Below are 25,149 nucleotides of genomic sequence, written 5' to 3' on the forward strand. Positions count from 1 at the left end.
TCAGCTCTCCCAGGGCAGTTGCTCCTCGGGGCCGGCCGCCTCGCTCACCGGAACCACCAGCACCGGACGGTTCTGCCGGTGGGTGAGCCGGGCGGCCACGGAGCCCGTGAGGAACTCGCGCAGCGACTCGCCCAACCCCCGCTTCCGCGTTCCGACGACCAGCAGCGAGGCGCCGAGCTCGTCGGCGAGGCCGATCAACGCCAGAGCCGGGTCGCCGATCACCGGGCGCACGCGCCACGGCGTCGGATCGCCCGCGAGGATCTCGGTCGCTGCCCGCTGCACCTCGTCGAGTGCCGCCTTCGCCGCGGCTCCCGCCACATCGACGGTCGACGAGTGCACGTAGCCGTCGGGGTCTTCGAACGCCACGAAGCGGGTGGTGTCGACGTAGGCGATCACCAGTTCTGCCTGGGCGAGCGCTGCGTACCGCGCCGCTTCCCGCACGACTCGGGGGGACTGACCGGGCACGACCCCGGCGATCACCGGGCCGGAAGCCGTGTGCGGGCGAGGGGAGTCGGTCATGCGCGCGGGCCTTTCGTCGGTGCGGCCACGTCGCCGGCATCCCGCCCGACGGCTGGGGAGGAAGGCGCCGTGATATCCTGGGTGTTACTCTTACCGGCTCGGTCCGGAACCGCAATACGCAGGGCCCGAAGCACGGCCCTCGACGTCGATCGTGAGGGGGTCTCGCATGGGGCGTGGCCGTCAGAAGGCGAAGAACACCAAGATCGCCCGTGAGCTGAAGTACGACACCTATTCGGTGAACTACTCGGCTCTCGAGCGCGAACTGGGTGCACCCGAAGCGGGTGAAGACGCGTACGTCGACAAGTGGGCCGACGAGTACAGCGGCACCTACGAAGACGAGAAGGCGTAACGCCCGGGCGTCGTCACCATGTGGCGCCCGTACGGCGCTCCCAGGACTGCTCGATCGTCTCGCCACGCGAGACGATGAAGCCCGCCGGAATCACGAGGATCACCGCTGCGCCCAACAGGAGCAGACCGGCGGTCCAGCCTCCGGTGAGCTCGTGGGTGACTCCGATCGCGAGGGGCATGAGCGCGGCGATGCCGTAGCCCACGCTCTGCACGAGCCCGCTGAGCGCGACCGCCGTGTCATGCGAGCGCGTGCGCAGGCCGAACAGCACCAGCACCATGGGGAACATCAGCGGGGGTAGCCCGATGAGCACGACCCAGAGAGTGGTGGCGAGCGTCGGGGCGAACAGCAGACCGGCGACCCCGGCGAGCCCGGCCCCCACCGCCACGACGTAGAACGGTGCCGTGCTGCGCATCCGCCCGACGAGCAGGGGAACGACGAGCGAGACGGGCAGGCCCATGAACGAGAACAGGGCCAGCAGACTGCCGGCCTCGGCCGGTTCCACGCCCGCGACGTCGATGAGCAGCGGCGGGAGCCACGCGAAGAGGCCGTAAGCGACAGACGAGTTCACCGCGAACGTCGCCACCAGCGCCCACGTCTGCGGCACGCGCACGATGCGCGAGAGCACCGACGCACGCGGGGCCTCGACGATGTCGGCGCGCGACGCGCGGGCGCGCAGGCTCATCGCGATCCACGGCACCACCGCAGCGACGGCCACCACCGCCCACACGAGGAACGATCCGCGCCACCCGACCGCGTCGGCCAGGGGCACCGCGACGAGCGGGGGCGTGAAGGTCGCGACGGCCATGGTCGTGGAGTACACCGTCGTCATCACGCCGATCCGCGTGGGGAAGTACTTCTTGACCACCGCCGGCAGCAGCACGTTCGCGATCCCGACGGCCCCGAAGACCCCCGCGGTCGCCGCCAGCAGGCTGAACGCGTCGACCGCGGCCGCCCGCAGGCCGAGCATGGCGGCGGCGACCACCGCGGCCACCAGCACCAGGCGCTCCAGACCGATCCGTCGCTCGATCGCCGGGGTGACGGTGCCGGCCAGCGCGAACGCCACCGGGGGCGCCATGCCGATGAGGCCCACGATCGCCGCGGGCACGTCGAAGTCGCGCTGGATCGTCGTGAGCAGCGGCGACAGCGACGCCACGGCGATGCGCAGCGTCAACGCGAGCAGAACGATGGCGGCCGCGGCGAGCGCGGCCATCCCCGCCCGGCGCGGGGTCACGACTCCTGGCTGCCCTCGACCCAGGCGAGGTATTCCGGCGACACGGTGCCGGTGACGTACCGGCCGTCGAAGCAGCTCATGTCAAGGTCGACCAGGTCGGTGCCCTCCATGATCGCGGCCTTGAGGTCGTCGACCTCCTGGTAGACAAGGTAGTCGCAGCCGAGCTCTTCGGCGATCTCGGGGATTGTGCGGTTGTGCGCCACGAGCTCTTCCCGCGAGGGCATGTTGATGCCGTACACATGCGGGAAGCGCACGGGAGGAGCGGCCGAGGCGAACGTCACGCTCTTGGCCCCGGCATCCCGTGCCATCTGGATGATCTCGCGGCTCGTCGTGCCGCGCACGATGGAGTCGTCGATGAGCAGGACGTTCTTGCCCTTGAACTCGCTCGACATCGCGTTGAGCTTCTGGCGCACGCTCTTCTTGCGTACCGCCTGGCCCGGCATGATGAACGTGCGGCCGACGTAGCGGTTCTTGTAGAAGCCCTCGCGGTACTCGATGCCGAGCTTGCGGGCCACCTGCATCGCGGCGGGGCGCGAGGAGTCGGGGATCGGCATGACCACGTCGATGGTGCCGGTGGGGGTGTACTTCGCGATCGTGTCGGCCAGGCGCTCACCCATGCGCAGTCGCGCCTCGTAGACCGAGATGCCGTTCATGATCGAGTCGGGTCGGGCGAGGTACACGTACTCGAACGAGCACGGCGCGAGCGTCGACTGCGTCGCGCACTGCTGAGCGTGCAGCGTGCCGTCGAGCGTGATGAACACCGCCTCGCCGGGCTCGACGTCGCGGACGACCTCGAAGCCGGCGTTCTCGAGCACGAGGGATTCGGATGCCACGATCCACTCGTCGCGCGGCTCGCCGCCGGGGACCTCCGGCGCAGGACGCTTGCCGAGGATGAGGGGGCGGATGCCGAACGGGTCGCGGAACGCGAGCAGACCGTAGCCCGCGATGAGGGCGATCGAGGCGTACGAGCCCTCGACGCGCTCGTGCACGCGCCCCACCGCGCGGAACACCTGCGCGGGATCGAGGTCGGGTCCGGTGATCTCGGACTGCAGCTCGGAACCGAGGATGTTCACGAGCAGTTCGGTGTCGCTGCTGGTGTTGAGGTGCCGGCGATCCTTGTGGAAAAGCTCGCCGGTCAGCTCGCGCGTGTTCGTGAGGTTGCCGTTGTGCACGAGCACGATGCCGTAGGGCGCGTTGACGTAGAAGGGCTGCGCCTCTTCTTCGTTCGACGCGGTGCCCTTGGTGGCGTATCGGACGTGGCCGAGGCCGATGTCGCCCAGCAGCGCGCGCATGTCGCGCGTGCGGAACGCCTCGCGCACCTGGCCGCGGGCCTTGTAGATGTGGAAGACGCCGCTGGACTCGGCCGTGGCCATGCCCGTCGAGTCCTGACCCCGGTGCTGCAGGAGCAGAAGCGCGTCGTAGATCTCTTGATTGACCGGGCCCTGCCCGGCCATGCCGACGATGCCGCACATGGGGTGTTAGCTCGCTCCGTTCGCCGGCGCACCGGCATCCGCGTAGGTTCCGACCAGGCGCACGGCGCCTCCGTCGACGCCCTTCGCGCCCTGTTCGAATTCTCCGTCGGGGCGCGCGTCGTCGCGGACGACGCCGACCTGCCACGTGGCGATGCCGTCGGCCTGGAGCGCCGAGATCGTGGCATCCGCAGCCTCCGGCGCGACGACCGCGAGGAAGCCGATGCCGAGGTTCCACGTGCCCTCGGTCGCGGTCAGCTCGAGCCCACCCATGTCGGCCAGCACGCGGAACACCGGCGACGGGCTCCACGTCGAGCGGTCGACGTCGACCCACGTGTTCTGCGGCAGCACGCGCGCGAGGTTGGCGGCGATGCCGCCGCCGGTCACGTGGCTGAGGGAGTGGATGCCGGAACCCGTGGCCGCGTCGTCGAGCAGGCGCAGGAGCGGCGAGGTGTACAGGCGCGTGGGCTCGAGGAGCGCTTCGCCCCACGTGCCGCCGAGCTCGGCCGACGCCGCGCCGTACGCGATGCCCGCGCCGGTGATGATGTGGCGGACGAGCGAGTAGCCGTTGGAGTGCAGACCGCTCGAGGCGAGGGCCAGCACGACGTCGCCGCTGCGCACGCGGTCGGCGCCGAGGATGCGGTCGGCCTCGACCACGCCGGTCGCCGCCCCCGCCACGTCGTAGTCGTCGATGCCGAGCAGGCCCGGGTGCTCCGCGGTCTCGCCGCCGACGAGCGCGGTGCCCGTCATGGCGCAGCCGCGCGCGATACCCGCGACGATGTCGGCGATGCGCTGCGGCACGACCTTGCCGCAGGCGATGTAGTCGGTCATGAAGAGCGGGCGGGCACCGACCACGACGATGTCGTCGACGACCATGCCGACGAGGTCTTCGCCGATCGTGTCGTGCTTGTCGATGGCCTGCGCGATCGCGACCTTCGTGCCGACGCCGTCGGTGCTGGTCGCGAGCAGGGGACGCGCGTAATCGCGCAACGCGGAAGCGTCGAAGAGACCGGCGAATCCGCCGACCCCACCGAGCACCTCGGGCCCGTGCGTGCGGCGCACGGCCGACTTCATCAGTTCGACGGCGAGGTCTCCGGCGGCGGTATCGACGCCTGCGGCGGAGTATGGGTTTTCGTGGGGAGCGGAAGCCACCGGAACAGACTACCCGGGGTGGACACGCGCGGGTGTCCAGTGCGGCGCGGCGGGGGTGTGGGACGGGTGGGTGGGGGCCGTGGCGTGGGGTCTCGTGACGAGCGGAGGGGCCCCACCGCCGGGCGACCGCGCACACGGGCCCCACCCCCGATCCTCGGGTGCGCCGCGCGCAAGGCCCGTCCGCCCCCGATCTCGCGTCCTACAATGACGCCATGACGGGCGGCCAGCCGCAGTGGACGATCCGCGAGGACGCGGCGCAACCGGTGCTCGTCGCGCTCTTCCTTCGCCAGGTTCTCGGCATCCGGTCCCCCGAGGAACTGCCCGCTCTGCGGCGCGTTCCGCCGTCGACGGTCGGGGAACGCACGGATGCCGCGCAGTCCCAGCTCGAGCGGGAGTGGCGCGAGTACTGGGCGATGACGGTCGAGCCGCAGGCGCACCCCTCCCCCGTGCCGCTCGAACTGGTCGACGGGTTCGAGACGCTCGTCGCGCTTCCCGTGGAGGGTGCCGATGCCCTGCGGCAGGAGATCGTCACCCATGCCGACGACGCCGTCGACTACGCCCGTCATGCCCACGACCGGTACTCCCGCGAGGCGGCGGCGCGTCCGGGGGTGTCGTACCGGGCCTATGCCAGTGCGATCGCGGCGCACGAACGCGTCGTCGGACGCCGCGCGCACTCGTTCGAACTGAACGTGCAGGTGCTCCCGCTGACTCAGCGCGGGGTGTGGTGGATCGGCTCGCTCACCGTGGCGGTGACCGACGGGCTGCGGGGGGACGTCGCGGCATTCGACACCGCGATCCACCCGATCATCGCGGAACTGGCCTGATCAGGCCCCGTGCCGCTCGTGGTCGACGATGACCTGACGCGTACGGCTGCCCACGGTGCGCTCGAAGATCAACGCGACGACGGCCCCGACGGTGCACCCGACGACGATGCAGATGAGCGCCGTGAAGCCGAACACCTGAAGCTCCGAGTACACCACCTGCGTGTACGGGCTCATGCCGCTGCCCTGGATGGCGAAGGTCAAAATGAGCGCGACCAGGATGCCGATGAAGGCCCCCGCCGCGAGGAAGACACCGTACTTGGGTGCGCGGCGCACGCTGACCGTCTCGATGTCATCGCGCACGGGAGACGGTCGTTCGGGGGCGGGCTGCTCGGCCATGTCCCTATTCTCCCACCGCGGCGCGTCGGACGGGTCGCGCATGCCTCGCCGACGTGACACCGCGTGGCGCACGGCCTGCGGCGCACCACCCGGGCCGCACGGGTACGTCGACCGGGCCCCGCGTCAGCGCGCGAGCGCGCGCGGGGGCGCCGTCGAGCCGCGCACGATGAGCTGCGACGGCAGCACGGTCTCGCCGATCGACGCCGCGCCCACCATCGCCTGCAGCAGCAGGTCGACCGCGAGGGCGCCGGAGCGCGCGATGGGCATGCGCACCGTCGTGAGGCTGGGCGTGACCGCACCGGCGAGGTCGATGTCGTCGATGCCGACGATACTGACGTCGTCGGGGCACACACGGCCGAGCTCGGCCATGCCCGCCTCGAGGCCCAGGGCGACCAGGTCGTTGTAGGCGATCACGGCGGTGGCGCCGCTGGCCGCGGCGGCGGCAGCGCCCGCGCGTCCGCCCTGAATGGAGGCTGCGTGGTGGCTCAATCTCGACAGGCGGATGCCGAAGCGTTCGCAGGCGCGAGCCACGGCGCCGGCCCGCTGTTCGTCGGCCCATGAGCCGTGCGGCCCCGACGCGTACGCGACATGGTCGTGGCCGAGGGCCGACAGGTGCTCCACCGCCTGCGTCGGTCCTCGCTCGGCATCCATCACCACGCACGGGGCACCGGCGAGGACGCGGTTGATGACGACGTGCGGAGTGTCGCCGACCAGCGAGAGGACCTCGGCCTCGGGCAGTCGCGGCGAGCACAGCAGCAGACCGTCCGTGCGGCCCGCGAGCTCGATCGATTCCCGTTCGCGGCGCAGGTCTTCGTCGGCATCGAACAGCACGATGCGGTGACGACCGTGCCACGCCTGGCCCTGGATGGCTTTGAGCAGGGTGGCGTACACGGGGTTGGCCGCGTCGGGGACGACCACCGCGATCGTGCGGGTGCCCGTGGCCACCTGGGGGGTGGCGTAGCCCAGCTCGACCGCGGCGCGCCGAACACGGTCCAGCGTGGCGGGGGCGAGGCGGTCGGGTTCGCCGAAGGCGCGCGACGCGGTGGCGATCGACACGCCCGCGTGCCGTGCCACCTCCGTGAGGTTCGCCGCCATGTCCACCCCCTTAGCTCTGTCGTCCCATCATCGGGCATGCGGTCGTGAAAAAGATTGACAAGTTTGTACAAACACAGCACACTGCTTTCATGCCGATCATCGACGATCCCCTCATGGCGAGCCTTCCCGCGTCGCGGGGAGCCCGCGCGTGACCGCCCGACTGCGCCGGGACGCGTCGACCTCGACGGCCTCCCTGCCCGATGCCCCCGCCACCGCCGGGATCGTCCACCTGGGCCTCGGCAGCTTCCACCGCGCCCACCAGGCCGTCTACACCGCCGCCGCATTGCGCGCGACGGGCGGCGACTGGGGCATCGTCGGCGTCGCCTCGCGCTCGCGCCGCGTCGTCGACGCCCTGCACGCTCAAGACCACCTGTACACCGTCGCGACGATCTCGCCCACCGGCACCACGCTCGAGATCCCGGGGGCGCACACCGATTCGTACGTCGCCGCCGACGACCCGGCGCGCGTCGTCGCCGACCTCGCCGATCCCCGCATCCGCATCGCCACCCTCACGGTGACCGAGAACGGATACAGCTACTCGCCCTCGACGCAGCGCCTCGATGTCGACGACCCGATCGTCGCGGCCGACCTGCGCGGCGGCGACCCCCGATCGAGCATCGGGCAGCTCGCCCGCGGCCTTCAACGCCGCGCCGCGGCCGGAGGGGAGCCGATGTCGATCCTCAGCTGCGACAACCTGCTCTCGAACGGCTCCCACACCGAGAAGCTCGTCCGCGCCTTCCTGCAGGAGCTGCCGGATGCCGAGGGCGCCGACGCACTGACCTACCTCGACCGCGCGGTGAGCTTCCCCTCGAGCATGGTCGACCGGATCGTCCCCGCCACCACCCCGGAGTTCGCCGATCGCGTGGCCGGCCTGCTGGGCGTCCGCGACGACGTACCCGTCCCCGCCGAGCCGTTCACGATGTGGGCGATCGAAGACCGCTTCGCCGGCGGCCGACCCGCGTGGGAGGCCGGTGGCGCCGTCTTCACCGACGAGGTCGGCGCCTACGAGCAGCTCAAGGTGCGCCTGCTCAACGGCACGCACTCGCTCATCGCCTACCTCGGCGCGCTGCGCGGCGTGCCCACGATCCCGGATGCCATCGCCCTCACCGACGTCGAGGCCGCCGCCGCGGCCGTCCTGCGGCACGAGTACGAGCCGTCCGTGACCGCGCCCCGGGGTGTCGACATCGAGCAGTACGAGCGCGAGCTCTTCTCCCGCTGGGGCAACAGCGCGCTGGGGCACCGCACGAGCCAGGTCGGCTCCGACGGATCGGTCAAGCTCGGCCAGCGCATCCCCGGCCCGGTGCGGCACGCCCTCGATGGTGGCGGGTTCCCGCACCTGATCGCGCTCACCGTCGCGGCCTACCTGGCCTGCATCGCCCCGCCCGCCGGCTTCGATCCCGGTCCGCACGCGGCGGCCATGACCGACCCCGCACGCGCGCGTCTGACCGCGGGCCCCGCGCGCCGCGGCCGCGACCTCGCCGCCCGCGCCATCGTCGACCTGCACCTGTTCGGCGAGGACCTCGCCCATCGCACGGCGTTCGTCGATCGGGTCGGCGACCTGCTCGACACCATCGTGCAGCGCGGCGTCGACAGTGCGATCGCCGACGCCCTCGCGGCATCCGACGCCCTTGCACCGACCACCCCCTGACCACCCGGCGCTCTGCGGAGCGCATCGACACGAAGGAGACGCGATGAAGCTTCTCGCAATCCACGGCGCAGAAGACATCCGCTGGGAAGACCGACCGTCACCGGAACCCGGTGCGGGGCAAGTGCGCCTGCGCGTGCGGTACGTGGGCATCTGCGGATCGGACCTGCACTACTACTTCCACGGCAAGAACGGTGAGTACGCCGTCCGTGAGCCCCTGACACCCGGTCACGAGCTGTCGGCCGAGGTCGACCTCGACCCCTCCGGGCGCCTCGCCCCGGGCACGCCGGTCACGGTGCACCCCGCGCGATTCGGACCGTCCGTCGAGGGCTTGGAGGACCGCCCCCACCTGCGGCCCGGGGGCGACTACCTCGGCAGCGCCGCGGGCTTCCCCCACCGCCAGGGTGGGGCGGCCGAGCTGATCGTCGTCGAGGACCACATGGTGCGCGTGCTGCCCGAGGGGCTGACCCTGGAGCGGGCGGCCCTGGCGGAACCCCTCGCCGTCGCGATCCACGCCGTGAGCGTGGCCGGCGACCTCGCCGGTCGACGCGCCCTGGTCATCGGCTCCGGCCCCATCGGCCTGCTCGTCGTCGCCGCCGCCGTGAACGCGGGCGCCGCGGTCGTGGGCGCCAGCGACGTGCGACCCGAGCCCCTCGAGCGAGCCCGCGCCCTCGGCGCCGAAGAGACGTTCCTCGTCGGCACCGACGCGATCGCGCCCGAGTCGTTCGACGTCGTCTTCGAGTGCTCCGGCGTGGGCGTCGCCCTGACCCAGGCGATCCGCGCGGCCCGCCGGGCGGGCACCGTCGTGCAGGTCGGCATGCTCCCCGACGCCGAGATCGGGGTGAACCTCGCGCCGATGCTCGCCAAGGAGCTCACCCTGCGCGGCGCGTTCCGCTTCTCGACCGAGATCGACGACGCCATCGACCTCCTCGCATCCACCGATGCCCTCGACGCCGTCGTCTCGCACGTCATCCCCGCCACCGACGCGGTCGCCGCGTTCGCCACGGCGCGCGACTCCTCGGCATCCGCCAAGGTCCTGCTCTCCCTCTGACACCCGACCCGTCACCATTACAAAGGAGTAATCCGATGAGCAACTCTTCCGCCCCCGGCGTCGACGCCTCGACGTCACCGCCCGTCGTCAAGAGGTCGACCGGCGATCTCGCCCGCGCCGCCGTCTCGGGGTGGCTCGGCACCGCGCTGGAGTTCATGGACTTCCAGCTGTACTCGCTGGCCGCGGCCCTCGTCTTCAGCCAGATCTTCTTCGCCGGAGGGGATGCCGCCATGGCGGTCGTGCTCGCCATGGCGACCTACGGCGTGGGCTACGTGGCCCGCCCGGTCGGCGCGTTCTTCTTCGCCCGCATCGGCGACAAGATCGGCCGCAAGCAGGTGCTGTTCTACACGATCCTGCTCATGGGTGCGGCGACCACCCTCATCGGCGTCCTGCCGACGTACGAGCAGGTCGGCATCCTGGCTCCGATCCTGCTGGTGATCCTGCGCCTCGCCCAGGGCTTCGGCGCGGGAGCGGAGATCTCGGGTGCGGGCGTCATGCTCGCCGAGTACGCCCCCGACAACCGCCGCGGCGTCGTCGCCTCGCTCGTCGCCCTCGGCACCAACTGCGGCACCCTGTTCGCCTCCGGCATCTGGGCGATCCTGCTCGCCGTGATGATGGAGAGCGACGTCATCGCGTGGGGCTGGCGCATCCCCTTCATCGGCAGCGCCATCATCATGCTCTTCGCCCTGTGGGTGCGCTTCAACCTCAAGGAGAGCCCGGTCTTCGAGGAGCGCACCGACGTCGTCGACGGCAAGGCGCTCTCGCGCGCCGAGCTGCAGAAGGTCGCCACCGAGACCAACGACGTGCGCACGCTCGAGTCGCTGCAGAAGAAGCCGATCAAGGCCGTCCTCGTGTCGTTCTTCCTGCGGTTCGGTCAGGCCGGCAACTCCGGCATCGTGCAGACCTACCTCATCTCGTTCATCACCATCACCCTCGCCATCTCGAAAGAGGTCGGCCCCGAGATCGTGATCGTGTCGTCGCTGATCGGCTTCATCACGATCCCGCTCGTCGGGTGGCTCGGCGACAAGGTGGGTCGCCGCCGGATGTACATCGTGATGTCGGCGCTGTCGCTCGTGCTGATCGTCCCGACCCTGCTGCTGATCAACTCCCGTGAGGTGGGCTGGATCTTCGTCGGCTACGCGCTGATCCACAACATCTCGGTGCTGGGTCTGGCATCCATGGAGAACATCTCGATCCCCGAGATCTTCGGTGCCCGCAACCGATACACCCTCACCGCCGTCGTCCGCGAGATCGCGGCCATCATCGCCACCGGCATCGGCCCGGTCGTCGCTGCCGCCTGGGTGGCCGCCGTGACGGGCAGCATCATCCCGATCATGGTGCTGATGGGCATCTTCACCGCCTCGGCTCTGGTGGCCGCGCTCGTGGCACCCGAGTGGACCGGTCGCGACCTGCGGGATCCCCGCCCCGCGATGTGATCCCGCGCGGGCCCGCCCTTGTCGCGGGCCCGCTCCCGGGCGGGCTCGTGACGGCGAGCCCGCCCGTTCGCCGCCCCCTCCCCTCTCGACCAGAAAGACCCCGCATGAGCATCGCCACCGTCGACGTCATCGTCACGAGCCCCGGCCGCAACTTCGTCACCCTCAAGGTCACCACGTCCGACGGCGTCGTCGGATGGGGGGATGCCACCCTCAACGGCCGCGAGCTGTCGGTGGCGTCGTACCTCTCGGACCACCTCGCGTCGATGCTCATCGGCCGCGACGAGGACCGCATCGAGGACACCTGGCAGTACCTCTACCGGGGTGCCTACTGGCGCCGCGGCCCCGTCACGATGGCCGCGATCGCCGCGGTCGACATGGCGCTGTGGGACATCAAGGCCAAGAAGGCCGGGATGCCGCTGTACCAGCTGCTCGGAGGGGCGAGCCGCGACGGCGTGCGCGTCTACGCGCACGCCTCGGGCACCGACTTCGCGGCCCTCTCGAACGCCATCACCGGCTACCGCGAGCTCGGCTTCACGGCCGTGCGCGTGCAGACCGGCGTTCCCGGGCTCGGCCAGATCTACGGCGTCTCGGCCGCCGGCCCCGGTGTGCGCTACGACTACGAGCCGGCGAAGCGCTCCGGCGACCGGCCGGCCGAGGAGACCTGGGACACCCGTCAGTACCTGAACCACATGCCCGGGGTCTTCTCGCAGATCCGCGAGGAGTTCGGCACCGACCTGCGCATCCTGCACGACGGCCACCACCGCATGTCGCCGATCGAGGCCGCGCGCTTCGCGAAGGACATCGAGCCCTACGACCTCTTCTGGCTCGAGGACGCCACCCCCGGCGAGGATCAGACGGCACTGCGCCTCATCCGCCAGCACTCCACCACCCCGCTCGCGATCGGCGAGGTGTTCAACACCGTCTACGACTACCAGACGCTCATCACCGAGCGCCTGATCGACTACGTCCGCTCGGCCGTCACCCACACCGGCGGCATCACCGCGATGAAGAAGCTGCTCGACTTCGCCGCGATCTACGGCATCCGCTCCGGCATCCACGGCCCCACCGACATCTCGCCCGTCGGCATGGCGGCGGCGCTGCACCTGGATCTCGCGATCCACAACTTCGGCATCCAGGAGTACATGCCGCACAACGAGCAGACGCTCGAGGTGTTCCAGACCTCCTTCACCTTCGACCGGGGCTTCCTGCACCCGGGAGACCAGCCGGGCCTCGGCGTCGAACTCGACGAGGAGGCCGCCGGTGCGTTCGAGTACACGAAGGCCTACCTGCCGGTGAACCGCCTGCTGGATGGGACCGTCCATGACTGGTGAGCTCCCCACCCGCACGGTCTCGTCGAAGCTCGTCGTGGTCGCCCGCGCGTCCGCGGCCTCGGACTACGCACCGGTGCTCGCAGCCCTCGCCGAGGCGGGGGTGCAGAGCGTCGAGCTGACCCTCACGACGCCGGGCACGTTCGACGCCCTCGCCGAGCTGCGCGGGTCGTTCGACGGCAACCTCGGCATCGGCACGGTCACGAACCTCGACCAGCTCGAGCGCGCGATCGCCGTCGGCGCCGACTACGTCGTCACCCCGATCACCTCGACCGCCCTGGTCGAGCACGCGGTCGCCGCCGGCATGCCGATCGTGCCGGGAGGGCTCACTCCCACCGAACTGTTCGCCTCGTGGTCGGCGGGCGCCTCGGCGGTCAAGGTGTTCCCGGCCGGCCAGGTCGGCCCCGGCTACCTGAAGGATCTGCGCGGACCGTTCCCCGACATCGCCGTCGTCCCCTCGGGAGGGGTGGATGCCGACAGCGCGGCCGCGTGGCTCGCGGCGGGCGCGGTGGCGGTCAGCGTCGGCGGACCTCTGCTCGGCGATGCGTTCCGCGGTGGCGACCTGGGCGCGTTGCGCACGAGGGCCGAGCGGTTCGTCGCAGTCTGCGCAGGGGTCTCGGCGTGAGCGGCGCCTCCCCGGCGGTTCGGGCCTGCGCCGCCACCTCGGCGGTCGGCCGTTCCGGAATCGCGCGCGCGGCTTCGGGGTCGGCCTGCGATGAGAGGGACGGCTCGTGACCCGCGTCGTCACCCTCGGCGAGACCATGGCGCTCGCCCGCACGACCGAGATCGGGTCGCTCCGCCATGCCGCGGGCCTCGCGCTCGGCATCGGTGGGGCCGAGAGCAACGTCGCCGTCGGGTTGCGGCGCCTCGGGGTCGACACCTCCTGGCTCGGCCGCGTGGGCGATGATCCCCTCGGCGAGCGCATCGCGCGCGAGTTGCGCGGCGAGGGCCTCGACGTGCACGCGCTCGTCGACACCGATGCGCCCACGGGCCTCATGCTGAAGGAGCGTCCCTCCGCGGCATCCACCGCCGTCCACTACTACCGACGCGGTTCGGCCGGCTCGCGCCTCGCCCCCGGCGACCTCCCGGAGCGATGGATCGAGGATGCCGACCTGCTCCACGTCACGGGCATCACGCCGCTGCTGTCGGCCACGGCGCACGACACGGTGCTCGCCGCCGTCGATCGTGCCCGCGCCGCGGGTGTGCCGGTGAGCTTCGACGTGAACTACCGCTCCGCGCTGGCCGCCCCCGACGTCGCCGGGCCGATCCTGCGCGAGATCGCCGAGCGTTCGACGCTCGTGTTCGGCGGGGTCGAGGAGTTCGCCCTGCTGACCCCGGATGCCGCCGACTCCCTGCTCACGGCGGGCGTCGAGCAGGTGGTGGTCAAGCGCGGTCCCGCGGGGGCGGCGGTGTTCACCTCCGCGGGCGTCACCGAGGCGCTCGGCTTCGTCATCGACCCCCTCGACACCGTCGGCGCCGGAGACGCGTTCGTCGCCGGCTACCTCAGCGCCCACCTCGAGGGACTCGACGTCGCCGACACGCTCGTGCGCGCCAACGCCTGCGGGGCGATGGCGTGCCTCGTACCCGGCGACTGGGAGGCGGCCCCGACCCGCCGCGACCTGGTGCGGTTCCTCGCCGGCGGCGGCGACCCGGTCCGGCGCTGACGAGGCGCTCCGCGAGGACGCATCCGTTCGTCGAGACCGCACGTGTTCGTCCGCAATAGCGTGCGGCCTCGGCGAACGAGTGCGGTCTCGGCGCCCACCGGCGGCGTCCCGGCGCGAGCGGGGGGCGGGCGGGCGGGCGCGCCTAGGGCCGCAGCGGCAGCAGCGCGCTGATGTCGGCTCGCACGCCGGAGGCGACGATGCGGCCGGCGGTCACGGCATCCGCCCAGTGCTCCCGACCGGTGGCGACGGCGATCCAGGTGGCGGCGTCGGTCTCGACGACGTTGGGCGGGGTGCCGCGCGTGTGGCGGGGGCCCTCGATCACCTGCACCGCACCGAAGGGCGGTACGCGCATCTCGACGGAGTTGCCGGGAGCCTTCTCGACCAGGAGCTGCAGCAGGTAGCGCACGGCGGTGGCCGTCGCCGTGCGCGGGGCGTCACCCGCGGCCACGGCCGCGAGCGCCGCGCGGCCGTCACCGGTCTCGATTCGGCGGGGAGGCATGCCTCCACGGTACCCGCGCCGCCTACCCCGGGTCGCCCGGGTCGCCCATCCCCGGGTCCCCCCAGTTGAGTGTCCGGGACACGCCGCATCGCCTCGAGCGGATGCGGCATGTCGTGGACACTCAACGGCGAAAGGCCCCGCTCGGTAGGCTGGCCGAGTGAGAATCCTGGTCCTCGGTTCGGGCGCGCGCGAGCACGCCATCATCCTCGCGCTGCGTTCCGAAGAGGCCTCGCACGCCATCTTCGCCGCGCCCGGCAACGCCGGCATCGCCCGCGAGGCCCACCTCGTCGACCTCGACCCGCTCGACCCGGCCGCCGTGCTGGTGTTCGCCAAAGCCGAGGCCATCGATCTCGTCGTCGTGGGACCCGAGGCACCGCTGGTCGCCGGTGTCGCCGATCCGCTGCGCGCGCACGGCATCCCCGTGTTCGGTCCGGGCAAGGCCGCGGCCCAGCTCGAGGGGTCGAAGACGTACGCGAAGCGGATCATGGATGCCGCGGGCGTGCCCACCGGACGCTCGGCGCGCGCGCACGACCTCGCCACCGTCGAGACCGCCCTCGACGAGTACGGCGCCCCGTACGTGGTGAAGGCCGACGGACTGGCCGCGGGCAAGGGCGTCATCGTCACCTCCGACCGCGAGGCCGCCCTCGCCCACGCCGAGACCTACCTGCCCACCGGTGCGGTGCTGATCGAGGAGTTCCTGTCGGGCCCCGAGGTGTCGCTGTTCTTCCTCAGCGACGGCGATCGCGTCGCGCCCCTCAGCCCCGCCCAGGACTTCAAGCGCCTGCGCGACGGCGACGAGGGTCCGAACACCGGCGGCATGGGGGCGTACTCCCCCCTCCCCTGGCTGTCGGAACGCTTCGGCGGCGAGACCGAGTTCGTCGACCACGTGACGCGCGCGATCGCGGAGCCCGTGATCCGGCAGATGGATGCCGAGGGCACCCCGTTCATCGGCCTGCTCTACGCCGGTCTCATCCTCACCGAGCAGGGCGTGAAGGTCATCGAGTTCAACGCCCGCTTCGGCGATCCCGAGACGCAGGTCGTGCTCCCGCGCCTGGTCGACCCGCTGTCGCGCCTGCTGCTGGCGGCGGCCTCGGGCACGCTCGGCAACGAGCCCCGCCCGGCCTTCGCCGACGCGACCGCCGTCACCGTGGTGCTCGCGAGCGAGGGCTACCCCGAGGCGCCGCTGACCGGTCGCGTGCTGACGGGCATCGACGAGGCCGAAGAGGTCGACGGCGTGCACGTGACCCACGCGGCGACGGCGCTCCGCGACGGCGAGCTCATCGCCACGGGCGGGCGCGTGCTCAGCGTCGTCGCCACCGGCTCCACGTTCGGCGAGGCGCGCACCGCGGCCTACGCCGGGCTCGAGCGCATCGGCCTCGAGGGCGGGCAGTACCGCACCGACATCGCCGCGCGCGTCGTCGAGGCCTGACGCCGGGAGTCCCGGCGCTGAGCGGCCCGGACACTCCGGCCAGAAACCTCCCCCGACACGGCGACGCGCCGGATGGCGTCACACCAGAACGGTCACCGTCGGGCCGGCGTCCACGAGCACGGCCTCACCACTCGCGCGCCGAGGCTGTTCGGTGACCAGGTCGACCGCGGCCCGAGCGACGTCGTCAACAGTGGTCAACCGCCCGCTGGGCGCGAACCCGGCCGCGAAACCTGCTTTGTCGTCGGCCGCGCCGCCGGTGAGACGGTCGACCATCGGGGTGTCGATCACCCACGGGCACAGGGTCAGCACGTCGATACCCGCCTCGGCCAGCAAGGGAGCGGCGCTCCGGCCGGCGGCCACGACGCCCGCCTTGGCGGCCGCGTAGGGAACGGCGATCGCCACGGGAAGCACCGTGCCGACGAACGAGGCGGTGTTGACGATCACGCCCCCGCGGCGCATGTGCGACGAGGCGTGGTGGAGTCCCGACAGCACGCTGGTGAGGTTGGCATCCACGACCTCGCGGAGAGCCTCGGCGGTCCACGAGTCCATCGACCCGATGGGCCCCTCGGTGCCCGCGTTCGAGAACCAGTAGTCGATCGGCGCCTCGGATGCCGCGTCCCTGGCGAGAGCGGCCACGTCGGCGTCGCGCGTGACGTCGGCGACGACGAAGCGCGCGTCTCCCCCCGCGTCGATGATCGCCTGCACGACGTCGGCGCCCCGGTCGAGATCGCGTCCGGAGACGACGATGCGCGCGCCGGCGGCGGCGAGGTGGCGGGCGATGGCGGCGCCGATGCCGCTGGTGGCACCGGTGACGACGGCGGTGCGTCCGGAGAGAGAGGTCATGGAGTGTCCTTTGCTGGTGTGAGGAGGGAGGGGGGAGGTCAGCGGCGGCGCGCCGCGAGCATCTGCTCGACGTCGTCGACGAGCCCGGGGGCGCCGGGCGCGACCGCGATCGCGTCGCCGATACGGCGGGCGCGGGCCGCGTAGCCGTCGTCGGCGAGGATGCGCTGGACGGCCGCGCGGACGGCATCCGGAGTCGGACGCCCGGTGCGCAGATTGACGCCCACCCGGGCGTGCTGCACGCGCGCGGAGGTCTCGACCTTGTCTTCCGAGTCGCCGGCGATCACGATCGGCACGCCGTGGCGCATCGCGTGGTGAAGGCCCCCGTAGCCGCCGTTGGTCACCAGCACACTCGTGCGGGCGAGCAGGTCGTCGTAGGGCAGGTAGCTCGCGGCGAAGGCGTTGTCGGGGAGGGCGGGCAGGGTCTCGACGTCGCGCCCGCCGGTGGTCACGGCCACCTGCACGGGCAGGTCGGCCAGGGCCGTGAGCGTCGGCTCGATCACCTCGGTGTAGTCGGTGTTCGCGACCGTCCCCTGCGTGACGTGCACGAGCGGCAGGGTCGGGTCGAGGTCGTCGAACCACTCCGGGGTCGCAACGGGGTGGGCGGCGGCGGATGCCATGGGGCCGTAGAACCGGAGGGCGGCCGGGGCGTCGCTCCGGGCGTACTCGAACTCCTGCACCGTGAACTGCGCGAGCAGGTCGCTGCGCGAGAGGACGTCCATGAAGAACGCGCCGTTCAGGGGCGGCGCACCGACGTCCGCGAGGAAACGGTCGAGTGAGCGGTGCACGGGACGCAGCACCGTCTTGGCCGTCACCCCGAGCACGCCGTTGCGCAGGCGGTTGAGCGTGGGGTGGCGGAGCGGCGTGATGCCGAGTCCGTACGGGGCCGTGTCGCGGCTCGAGAAACCCGCCGGCCCGATGCCGCACATCACCGTGAGGGGGCGCTGAGAGCGCGTTCGCGCGAACAAGGTCTGCACGCCGAGGAAGGTCATGTCGTGCAGCACCACATCGGCGGGTTCGTCGCGCAGGATCTGCTCGAGGGCGGTCGCCGCCGGAGAGGCGGGATCGACGAACGCGCGCTCGACCCCGCGGTTGATGGTCGCGAGTCCGCGGTCGCGTTCGTCGGCTCCGATCCCGTCGAGCGTGTCCGCCTCGGCGGGAAGGGGGAGGAACAGGATGCCGGCCTGCTCCACCATCCGCCGGTACCGCGACCCGGTGAGCAGGCGCACGCGCCACCCGCGACGCTGCAGTTCCTGCGCGACGACGAGGAGCGGGCCGACGTGGCCTGTGGCGGGCATGCTGCACAGCAGGGCGGAGGGTGTCATGTCTGCGTCTTTCGAGGATGACCCTGTCCGCCGAGGGGCGGGGGTCTAGGCGAGGTTGTCGGAAAGGTGGACGAGTTGCGCGGTCAGCCAGGTGCGGTAGGCGGCGACGTCCCACCCGCGGGCCACGGTGAGGTGCGTCCACGGATCGGGGCCGGTGAGCAGCCCCAGGACGTCGGCGGCGAGGGCGACCTGGTCGACGCGGATGCGGTCGCGCTGCAGGAACCAGCCCGCGGCGATCGTCATGTCGCGGTGGCGGCGCATCTCGAGGTCGAGGTACGCGGCGCGCGCCTCGGGGTCGCTGTCGGCGGCGGCGACCATCGCGCGCACGATGGCCGCCGAGCGCTGATTGGCGTCGATGAGGAACTCCACGTACCGCGCGATCGCGGTGTCGGTGTCGGGCTCGCCCATGATCGCGACGAGCTCGGGGCGCTCGGCGAGCGAGTGCCGCCCCTCGTCTCCCGCGAACGTGCGCTCGAACGCCGCGATGAGCAGAGCGTGCTTGGGTCCGTTCAGGTGCACCGTGGGCACCGACACCCCCGCCTCTGCCGCGATCGCCTTGATCGAGGTGGCGACGTACCCGTCGCGTACGAACAGCCGGGCCGCCGCCTCGACGATCGTCGCGCGGGTCTCGGCGGCGTCGGCCTGCCGTCGGGGAGAGTGGTAGCTACGGGGCACGGGAGAACGCTACTTCGCCGCCGCGACCGTCGACCGCGTGATCACGAGCCCCGCGACGATCTGCGCGCCCGTGGAGACGAAGTACATCGCGTTCGACAGCACCTCGATGGTGCTCACGTTGAGGACGACGCCGAGAGCGAAGCCGACGAGGGCCAGCACCAGGACGGCCCAGCGTGCTGCGCCCGTCAGAACCCCGGCGCGGACGATGACGATGCCGCCGACCAGCAGGGCGATGCCCTGCGCCGCGCTCATGGCGAACAGGAACGCGATCGCCCCATCGGTGAACACGGCGGACGGCAGCAGGTAGGCCGTGACGAGGTACATGCTCTGGTTCGCGAGGAACAGAGCCCCGAAACCGAGAAGGGCGACCTTGCCCACGAGAGACGAGCCGACGGCGCCCTCTCCGTCGCCTCGGCCCAGCGCCAGCGGGACCATCGCCGCGACGTGGGCGAGCGTGCTCGCGAGGAAGAGCACCCAGAAGGCGGTCGCCGGCCCGGACTCGGTGACGACGTCGGCGGTGAGCTCGATGGCGGTCGCCGCGGTGAGCAGCGCGCCGCCGCCGACGATCAGGATGCCGGCGGTTCGGGCCCACCGCGCGCGGGTGCCGGTCGTCGCGGCGTCGCTCTCGACGGCGGTGCGGGTGGCGGAGTGCGGGGCAGAGGTGATCATGGATGCTCCTGCGAGTGACCGGGATCGGACGGCGGCTCGTTTTGACTATAGCGGCGTATAACTGAATATGGAACCGCCCGCCACGACTCACCGCCGATCACGTCGCGGGTGCCCAGCGGAGGAGCCGTGACGAGCGGAGGACCGCCGGACCGGCATCCGTCCTCCCTCCGCCCCAGCTCCTCCCCTCGTCACCGCCGCGAGCGCCCGAACCCTGAGCGCGAACGACGAACGCCGCCGCCCCGCGGGGGACGACGGCGTTCGCGCGTCGGACGTTACTCGCCCGCGGTGACGGGGGCAGCCTGCGCGGCAGGCTCGGCCTCGCGCGGGGCACCGTGCGGGCGGATCATCGACGGGCGACGCATGAACAGCACGGCGACCAGGCCGACTGCGATCACGATGATCGGCAGCAGCAGCGATTGCCCCATCGCCGCCGAGAAGCCATCGACCACCTGCGGCGGAAGCGTGCCGCCGCCGAAGCTCGCCCCGGCATCCGCGGCCCCCGGCAGGTTCGCCTCGAGACGCGCCTGCATGAACGCGGCGATGGATGCCGAGCCGATCACCGAGCCGACGGTGCGCGTGGTGTTGTAGATGCCGGCGCCGGCACCCGCCTGGCGCGGCGGCAGGTTGCGCGTCGCGGTGGTGGCCAGCGGGCCCCACATGCCGGCGTTGCCGATGCCCATGAACGCCGCGGGGACGAGGAAGGCCCAGATCGGCGCGTCGTTCAGGATGAGCGCGGCGTAGAGCCCGAGCGAGCCGCCGACGAGCAGCAGACCGGGGACGAGCAGGAATCGCGGGTCGGTCCGGTCGAGCAGCTTGCCCGCGAAGGGCGCGAGCACGCCCGACAGGATCGCCAGCGGGATGAGCAGCAGCGCCGACTCGGTCGGGGTGAGGCCACGGGCGAGCTGCAGGTAGAACATCTGCGGCAACGCCATGCTCGTCACGGTGAAACCGACCGCGGCGATGGCGAGGTTCGCGATCGAGAAGTTGCGCTCCCGGAACAGTTCGAGCGGCACGAGGGGTTCGCCCTTGCTGCGCGCCTGCGTCCAGATGAACACGCCCATCACGACCACACCGGCGACGACCATCGCCCAGATCCACGCCGCCCACGAGTAGTGCTCGCCCTCCTGCAGGCCGAACACGATGAGGAAGAGACCGACGGCGCTCAGCACGACGCCGAGGATGTCGAACTTGTGCGCGGTGCGCGGCAGCTGGGGCACCAGGATGACCGCGGCGATGAAGCCGATGATGCCGACGGGGATGTTGATGAAGAAGATCCACTCCCACCCGAGGCCGTCGACGAGCAGGCCACCGGCCAGCGGGCCGACGAGGGTGGCGACACCGGCGGTCGCTCCCCACAGCCCCATGGCGGCGCCGCGGTTCTGCGCCGGGAAGGTACGGGTGATGACGGCCATCGTCTGGGGGGTCATGAGGGCGGCGCCCAGACCCTGCACGGCGCGAGCGACGATCAGCATCTCGAGCGAGGGGGCCAGTCCGCACGCGAGCGAGGCGAGGGTGAAGATCGCGAGGCCCGTGAGGTAGACGTTCTTCGGGCCGAAGCGGTCGCCGAGGCGGCCGGTGATGAGCAGCGGCACGGCGTAGGTGAGCAGGTAGGCCGAGGTGACCCACACGACGTTGTCGAGGTTGTTGGTGTCGGGGTCGAGGGCGGCCTTGATGGCGGGGTTCGCCACCGAGACGATCGTGGTGTCGACCAGGATCATGAAGAACCCGATGACCAGCGCCCAGAGGGCGGGCCAGGGGCTGCGTTCGGTGCGGGTGGATCCCGTACGGGTGGATGCCGCGGAGGCGGCGCGGGAGTCGGTCATGGGGTGGTCTCCTTTGAGACGCGGTGCTTCTTCTTGATGTGTTCGGGGATTTCGGCGATGCCCCAGGCGAGGGAGCGGTCGGCGAGACGCGCACGCAGGGAGTCCTGCCACGCGAGTTCGGCGTCGAGCAGAGCGGACTGCCGCTGCAGCTCGACGAGGAATTGTTCGGGGGTCTCAGACGTGGCGGCCTTGTCGAGACCGGCGCGATGCTCGTCGACCGAGGCGAGGAGCAGGGCGCGGCGTCGGTCGAGCAGGGCCATGACCTCGTCGCGCGGGAGGTTGTGGGCCTCCGACAGCGCGACGCGGAAGTCACTGGCCCGGTCGATCTGGGGGAGCTCGGCGCGCACCCACTGTTCGACGGCCCGGCGCCCGGCATCCCGCAGTGTGTAGGTGGTGCGCTCGGGGCGGTTGCCGTCGCGATCGACGCCGACCTCGGCGAGCAGGCCGTCGCGTTCGAGGCGGGCGACCGCGTGGTAGATCGTGCCCTTCTGCAGGGGGACGAGGCGATCGTCGCCCCGCTCCTTGAGCAAGCGCACCATCTCGTAGGGGTGCATGTCGGCCTCGCGCAGGGTGGCGAGGATCATGACCGCGATCGGGGTGAGGCGGGGCTGCTCCGGCATCCGCCCCCCCTCATGGTCCGTGTCGACTAGTCCACGTGGACTATACGCCTCCGCTGGGCGTGACGCGAGCCGGGGGTGAACGTTGAGTGTCCAGAACACGCCGCAGTCGGGGCGCTCCATACGGCGCGTCTTGGACACTCAACGGGCTCGCGAGCGCGGCGACTCACGCGCGCTTGCCGGGGAGCGGGGAGCGCGTGCCGGGGAGCGGGGAGCGCGGAGCGCGGAGCGCGGAGCGGGCCAGGATGCCGCGACGCGACACGCGAATGTCCACGACACCCGGGCCGCGTGGCGCGGCATCCGGGAGTCGTGGACGTTCAGCGGGACAGCGCCCTACGACTCGGGCGACGCCGGGGCGTCCGACTCAGGAGCCGACGCGGTGACCGACTTGCGCGGACGCCAGCGCGCCGGCAGGCCGAAGATGCCCCGTTGGTTGGGCTCCTCGACCTCGAGGCCGTAGTGCGAACCGATCGCGTCGCGCAGTTGCGCCCTCTCGGCCTTGTCGTACGCCCTCATCTCGCGACGGAACGCCGTCACCGTGGCCCAGCAGATCGCCAGCAGCACGAGGCTGAACGGCAGGGCGATGCTGATCGCCGCGGTCTGCAGGGCCGTGAGGCCTCCGGCGATCAGGAGCGCGAAGGCGATGAGCGCCGTGGCGAGGGCGAAGAAGATGCGCACCCACTTCTTGGGCTCCTCCTCGCCGCCCGTGGCGATCATGCTCATGACGAGGGCGCCGGAATCCGCCGAGGTCACGAAGAACACGCCGATCAGGATCAGGAACCCGATGACGAGGACGACCGACCCGGGAATGCCCTCGAGCATCTGGAACAGCGCCGTGGAGACGTCGATCGACCCGTCGGGCCCGGCGAGGCGCGCCGTGCCCGTGAGCTCCCCGTAGATCGCCGTCCCGCCCAGGACCGTGAACCACAGGATGCCGACGAGCGTGGGCACCAGGATGACCCCGACCACGAACTCGCGGACGGTGCGCCCGCGGGAGATGCGCGCGATGAAGATGCCGACGAAGGGGGCCCACGAGATCCACCAGCCCCAGTAGAACGCGGTCCATGCGCCCTGCCAGGCCACCCCCTCGTCACCGGCGTAGGCGCTCACCGTGAAGGAGAGGCCCACGAAACTCTGGATGTAGTTGCCGATCGACTGCACGACGTCGCGGAGGAGGAACTCCGTGGGACCCACGAACAGCAGGTACAGCATGAGCACGCCGGCGAGGACGAGGTTGATGTTCGACAGCCACTTCATGCCCTTGCCGACGCCCGACAGCAGCGAGAAGAGCACGAACCCCGTGATGATGCCGATGATCACGGCCTGACTGATGACCGTGGGCGGCACGACCCCGAGGAAGTCCAGCCCGGCGCTGATCTGGATGACGCCGAGGCCGAGCGAGGTCGCCACCCCGAACAGCGTGCCGACGAGGGCGGCCACGTCGACCGCGTTCCCCCACCCGCCCTGCACGAGACGAGCACCGAGGATCGGCTCGAGCGCCCACCGGATCGTCCGCGGACGCTTGCGGCGGTGGAACGCGTACGCGAGCGCGAGCCCCAGGACGACGTAGATCGACCACGCGTGGACGCCCCAGTGCAGGAAGGTCTGCGACATGGCCTGCTGGGCGAGTTCGGCGGGCGTTCCGGTGACCCCCGGCCGCGGGTCGATGAAGTGACTGAGCGGCTCGCTCACGCCGTAGAAGACGAGTCCGATGCCCATTCCCGCCGCGAACAGCAGCGAGAACCACGAGATCGTCGAGAATTCGGGCTCGTCGTCGTCCTGCCCGAGCTTGATGTTGCCGAACCGACTGAATCCCATGGCGAGCGCGAACACCACGAAGAACGCCGCGATCAGCACGTAGTACCAGTTGAACGTCGACACGATCGCCGTCTGCACGGCGTCGAAGGTGCTCTCCGCGGCGGCGGGAAAGAACAGGGCGAAGGCGATGAACGCCAGGGCGATGGCGGCGGCGGGCCAGAAGACCCAGCCGCGGATCGTCTGATGACGGCTTCCGGCGTGGGGGTCGATCGTCACCGCGGCGTCGGGGGCTTCCTCGGTCATTCCTCCCACGGTAGTCAACCGCCCCGCCCCACCCCGGGGGCAGGCGCGCGAGCGACCGGTATGGCACAATCAGCCCTCCGCCCGCCTGTGCGGGGCGTCCGCACCCGCAATAATGAGCGGGTGACCACCGCTCCCCCGCTCGAGCTCGCCGGCTGGCGCCACGTCTATTCCGGCAAGGTGCGCGACCTGTACGTGCCCACCGGCACCGCCGAGGCCCCCGCCCCCCTCCTGGTCGTGGCCAGCGACCGCGTCAGCGCCTTCGACGAGGTGCTCACCCCCGGCATCCCCGACAAAGGCGTGCTGCTCACCACCCTGAGCCTGTGGTGGTTCGACCAGCTCGCCGGCGCCGACGGCGGTCGCCCGATCCCGAACCACCTCGTCCCCGACCACGCGCTGGTGGGCGACGACGCCGTGAGTCTGATCCCGGATGCCGTGCAGGGGCGCGCGATGCTCGTCCGCTCGCTCGACATGCAGCCGATCGAGTGCGTCGTCCGCGGGTACCTCACCGGCTCGGGGTGGGCCGAGTACCACGCGTCCGGCACGGTGTGCGGCATCCCCCTCCCCGAGGGCCTCCGCGACGGCGACCGTCTGCCAGAACCGCTGTACACCCCCGCGTTCAAGGCCCCGATGGGCGAGCACGACGAGAACATCAGCTTCGAGCGGTCCGTCGAGCTCGTCGGCGTCGAGACTGCGACGGCCCTGCGCGAGCGCTCGCTCGAGGTGTACCGCCGGGCGGCGACGACCGCCGAGGCGCGCGGCCTGATCCTCGCCGACACGAAGTTCGAGTTCGGTTTCGACGACGACGGCGTGCTCACCTTGGGCGACGAGGTGCTCACCTCGGACTCCTCGCGGTACTGGGATGCCGAAGCCTGGCGCACCGGATCCACCGCGGCCGAGCGCATGGCGAGCTTCGACAAGCAGATCGTGCGCAACTGGCTCGCCGACAACTGGGACAAGCAGGGCGAGCCCCCCGCGCTCCCGGCGGAGATCGTCACCCGCACCCGCGACCGCTACGCCGAACTCCTGCGCCTCCTGACCGCCTGACCCCCTTCCCCCTCGCGAGATCACGCGCTGTCGTCGAGACACCACGACACGGCGTGTGACCTCGCCGA

General features: G+C 71.5%; 24 protein-coding genes. 10 read left to right on the forward strand and 14 right to left on the reverse strand.

Annotated features, from left to right (window positions below; translation table 11 throughout):
- Nucleotides 1–519, reverse strand: coding sequence for a universal stress protein (locus tag IFR11_RS10935; RefSeq protein ID WP_055831918.1), 519 nt, complete (start codon nucleotides 517–519; stop codon nucleotides 1–3).
- Between the two features lie 166 nt (nucleotides 520–685).
- On the opposite strand from IFR11_RS10935, the gene IFR11_RS10940 reads away from it, so the two are divergent.
- Nucleotides 686–868 (forward strand): DUF3073 family protein, encoded by a 183-nt coding sequence (locus IFR11_RS10940; protein WP_055831919.1) that lies wholly within the window; start codon nucleotides 686–688, stop codon nucleotides 866–868.
- A gap of 13 nt (nucleotides 869–881) precedes the next feature.
- On the opposite strand, the gene IFR11_RS10945 is transcribed toward IFR11_RS10940, so the two are convergent.
- Genes IFR11_RS10945 through purM form a run of 3 tightly spaced genes read right to left on the reverse strand, consistent with a single transcriptional unit; the run spans nucleotide 882 to nucleotide 4,720 of the window.
- On the reverse strand, nucleotides 882–2,099 hold the full coding sequence (locus IFR11_RS10945) for an MFS transporter (protein WP_235560512.1): 1,218 nt from the start codon (nucleotides 2,097–2,099) through the stop codon (nucleotides 882–884).
- Nucleotides 2,096–3,571, reverse strand: a complete 1,476-nt coding sequence (gene purF / locus IFR11_RS10950; RefSeq protein WP_055831924.1) for an amidophosphoribosyltransferase — start codon at nucleotides 3,569–3,571, stop codon at nucleotides 2,096–2,098. Before purF ends, IFR11_RS10945 begins: the two co-directional genes overlap by 4 nt.
- Before the next feature lie 6 nt (nucleotides 3,572–3,577).
- A complete protein-coding gene (purM, locus tag IFR11_RS10955; RefSeq protein ID WP_191916166.1) occupies nucleotides 3,578–4,720 on the reverse strand; it encodes a phosphoribosylformylglycinamidine cyclo-ligase in 1,143 nt (380 codons plus the stop codon).
- A gap of 212 nt (nucleotides 4,721–4,932) precedes the next feature.
- On the opposite strand from purM, the gene IFR11_RS10960 reads away from it, so the two are divergent.
- Nucleotides 4,933–5,544, forward strand: coding sequence for a zinc-binding alcohol dehydrogenase (locus IFR11_RS10960; RefSeq protein ID WP_191916167.1), 612 nt, complete (start codon nucleotides 4,933–4,935; stop codon nucleotides 5,542–5,544).
- Here IFR11_RS10960 and IFR11_RS10965 read toward each other — a convergent pair whose 3' ends face one another.
- Together IFR11_RS10965 and IFR11_RS10970 are read right to left on the reverse strand one after the other, a co-directional pair.
- Nucleotides 5,545–5,880 (reverse strand): hypothetical protein, encoded by a 336-nt coding sequence (locus IFR11_RS10965; protein ID WP_055935549.1) that lies wholly within the window; start codon nucleotides 5,878–5,880, stop codon nucleotides 5,545–5,547.
- 123 nt (nucleotides 5,881–6,003) lie between these two features.
- A complete protein-coding gene (locus IFR11_RS10970; protein ID WP_055833076.1) occupies nucleotides 6,004–6,975 on the reverse strand; it encodes a LacI family DNA-binding transcriptional regulator in 972 nt (323 codons plus the stop codon).
- Between the two features lie 148 nt (nucleotides 6,976–7,123).
- Here IFR11_RS10970 and IFR11_RS10975 point away from each other — a divergent pair, with 148 nt between their 5' ends.
- The 6 genes from IFR11_RS10975 (at nucleotide 7,124) to IFR11_RS11000 (ending at nucleotide 14,099) form a co-directional block, all read left to right on the forward strand.
- Nucleotides 7,124–8,623 (forward strand): mannitol dehydrogenase family protein, encoded by a 1,500-nt coding sequence (locus tag IFR11_RS10975; protein ID WP_191916168.1) that lies wholly within the window; start codon nucleotides 7,124–7,126, stop codon nucleotides 8,621–8,623.
- Nucleotides 8,624–8,666: 43 nt separating this feature from the next.
- Nucleotides 8,667–9,671, forward strand: a complete 1,005-nt coding sequence (locus IFR11_RS10980; RefSeq protein WP_191916169.1) for an L-idonate 5-dehydrogenase — start codon at nucleotides 8,667–8,669, stop codon at nucleotides 9,669–9,671.
- 35 nt (nucleotides 9,672–9,706) lie between these two features.
- Nucleotides 9,707–11,107, forward strand: coding sequence for an MFS transporter (locus tag IFR11_RS10985; protein ID WP_055831937.1), 1,401 nt, complete (start codon nucleotides 9,707–9,709; stop codon nucleotides 11,105–11,107).
- Between the two features lie 104 nt (nucleotides 11,108–11,211).
- Entirely contained in the window at nucleotides 11,212–12,438 is a 1,227-nt protein-coding gene (manD, locus tag IFR11_RS10990) for a D-mannonate dehydratase ManD (RefSeq protein WP_055831938.1), read from the forward strand.
- On the forward strand, nucleotides 12,428–13,060 hold the full coding sequence (locus IFR11_RS10995; protein WP_191916170.1) for a bifunctional 4-hydroxy-2-oxoglutarate aldolase/2-dehydro-3-deoxy-phosphogluconate aldolase: 633 nt from the start codon (nucleotides 12,428–12,430) through the stop codon (nucleotides 13,058–13,060). The genes manD and IFR11_RS10995 overlap by 11 nt, the downstream gene beginning before the upstream one ends.
- Nucleotides 13,061–13,166: 106 nt before the next feature.
- The gene (locus IFR11_RS11000) at nucleotides 13,167–14,099 is read left to right on the forward strand and encodes a PfkB family carbohydrate kinase (protein ID WP_191916171.1); all 933 of its coding nucleotides are present in this window, start codon (nucleotides 13,167–13,169) and stop codon (nucleotides 14,097–14,099) included.
- A gap of 142 nt (nucleotides 14,100–14,241) precedes the next feature.
- Here the strand turns inward: IFR11_RS11000 and IFR11_RS11005 are convergent, their stop codons facing one another.
- Nucleotides 14,242–14,598 (reverse strand): sterol carrier family protein, encoded by a 357-nt coding sequence (locus IFR11_RS11005; protein ID WP_055831942.1) that lies wholly within the window; start codon nucleotides 14,596–14,598, stop codon nucleotides 14,242–14,244.
- Nucleotides 14,599–14,755: 157 nt separating this feature from the next.
- Here IFR11_RS11005 and purD point away from each other — a divergent pair, with 157 nt between their 5' ends.
- On the forward strand, nucleotides 14,756–16,027 hold the full coding sequence (gene purD / locus IFR11_RS11010; protein WP_191916172.1) for a phosphoribosylamine--glycine ligase: 1,272 nt from the start codon (nucleotides 14,756–14,758) through the stop codon (nucleotides 16,025–16,027).
- A gap of 78 nt (nucleotides 16,028–16,105) precedes the next feature.
- On the opposite strand, the gene IFR11_RS11015 is transcribed toward purD, so the two are convergent.
- The 7 genes from IFR11_RS11015 to IFR11_RS11045 all read right to left on the reverse strand — a co-directional run bounded on the left by IFR11_RS11015 (nucleotide 16,106) and on the right by IFR11_RS11045 (nucleotide 24,037).
- Entirely contained in the window at nucleotides 16,106–16,870 is a 765-nt protein-coding gene (locus IFR11_RS11015; RefSeq protein ID WP_191916173.1) for an SDR family NAD(P)-dependent oxidoreductase, read from the reverse strand.
- 38 nt (nucleotides 16,871–16,908) lie between these two features.
- Entirely contained in the window at nucleotides 16,909–18,192 is a 1,284-nt protein-coding gene (locus IFR11_RS11020; protein WP_191916174.1) for a glycosyltransferase, read from the reverse strand.
- Between the two features lie 45 nt (nucleotides 18,193–18,237).
- Nucleotides 18,238–18,867, reverse strand: coding sequence for a TetR family transcriptional regulator (locus IFR11_RS11025; protein WP_191916175.1), 630 nt, complete (start codon nucleotides 18,865–18,867; stop codon nucleotides 18,238–18,240).
- Nucleotides 18,868–18,876: 9 nt separating this feature from the next.
- A complete protein-coding gene (locus tag IFR11_RS11030) occupies nucleotides 18,877–19,536 on the reverse strand; it encodes a hypothetical protein (protein WP_191916176.1) in 660 nt (219 codons plus the stop codon).
- Between the two features lie 272 nt (nucleotides 19,537–19,808).
- Complete coding sequence (locus tag IFR11_RS11035) at nucleotides 19,809–21,359, reverse strand: DHA2 family efflux MFS transporter permease subunit (protein WP_191916177.1); 1,551 nt, start codon at nucleotides 21,357–21,359, stop codon at nucleotides 19,809–19,811.
- Nucleotides 21,356–21,979, reverse strand: coding sequence for a PadR family transcriptional regulator (locus IFR11_RS11040; RefSeq protein WP_191916178.1), 624 nt, complete (start codon nucleotides 21,977–21,979; stop codon nucleotides 21,356–21,358). The genes IFR11_RS11035 and IFR11_RS11040 overlap by 4 nt, the downstream gene beginning before the upstream one ends.
- Before the next feature lie 330 nt (nucleotides 21,980–22,309).
- On the reverse strand, nucleotides 22,310–24,037 hold the full coding sequence (locus IFR11_RS11045) for a BCCT family transporter (RefSeq protein WP_191916179.1): 1,728 nt from the start codon (nucleotides 24,035–24,037) through the stop codon (nucleotides 22,310–22,312).
- A 60-nt stretch (nucleotides 24,038–24,097) separates the two neighbouring features.
- On the opposite strand from IFR11_RS11045, the gene IFR11_RS11050 reads away from it, so the two are divergent.
- Nucleotides 24,098–25,081, forward strand: a complete 984-nt coding sequence (locus IFR11_RS11050; protein ID WP_191916180.1) for a phosphoribosylaminoimidazolesuccinocarboxamide synthase — start codon at nucleotides 24,098–24,100, stop codon at nucleotides 25,079–25,081.
- Nucleotides 25,082–25,149 lie beyond the last annotated feature (68 nt).

The organism is Microbacterium sp. CFBP 8801 (genome assembly GCF_014839455.1).
GTDB lineage: Bacteria > Actinomycetota > Actinomycetes > Actinomycetales > Microbacteriaceae > Microbacterium.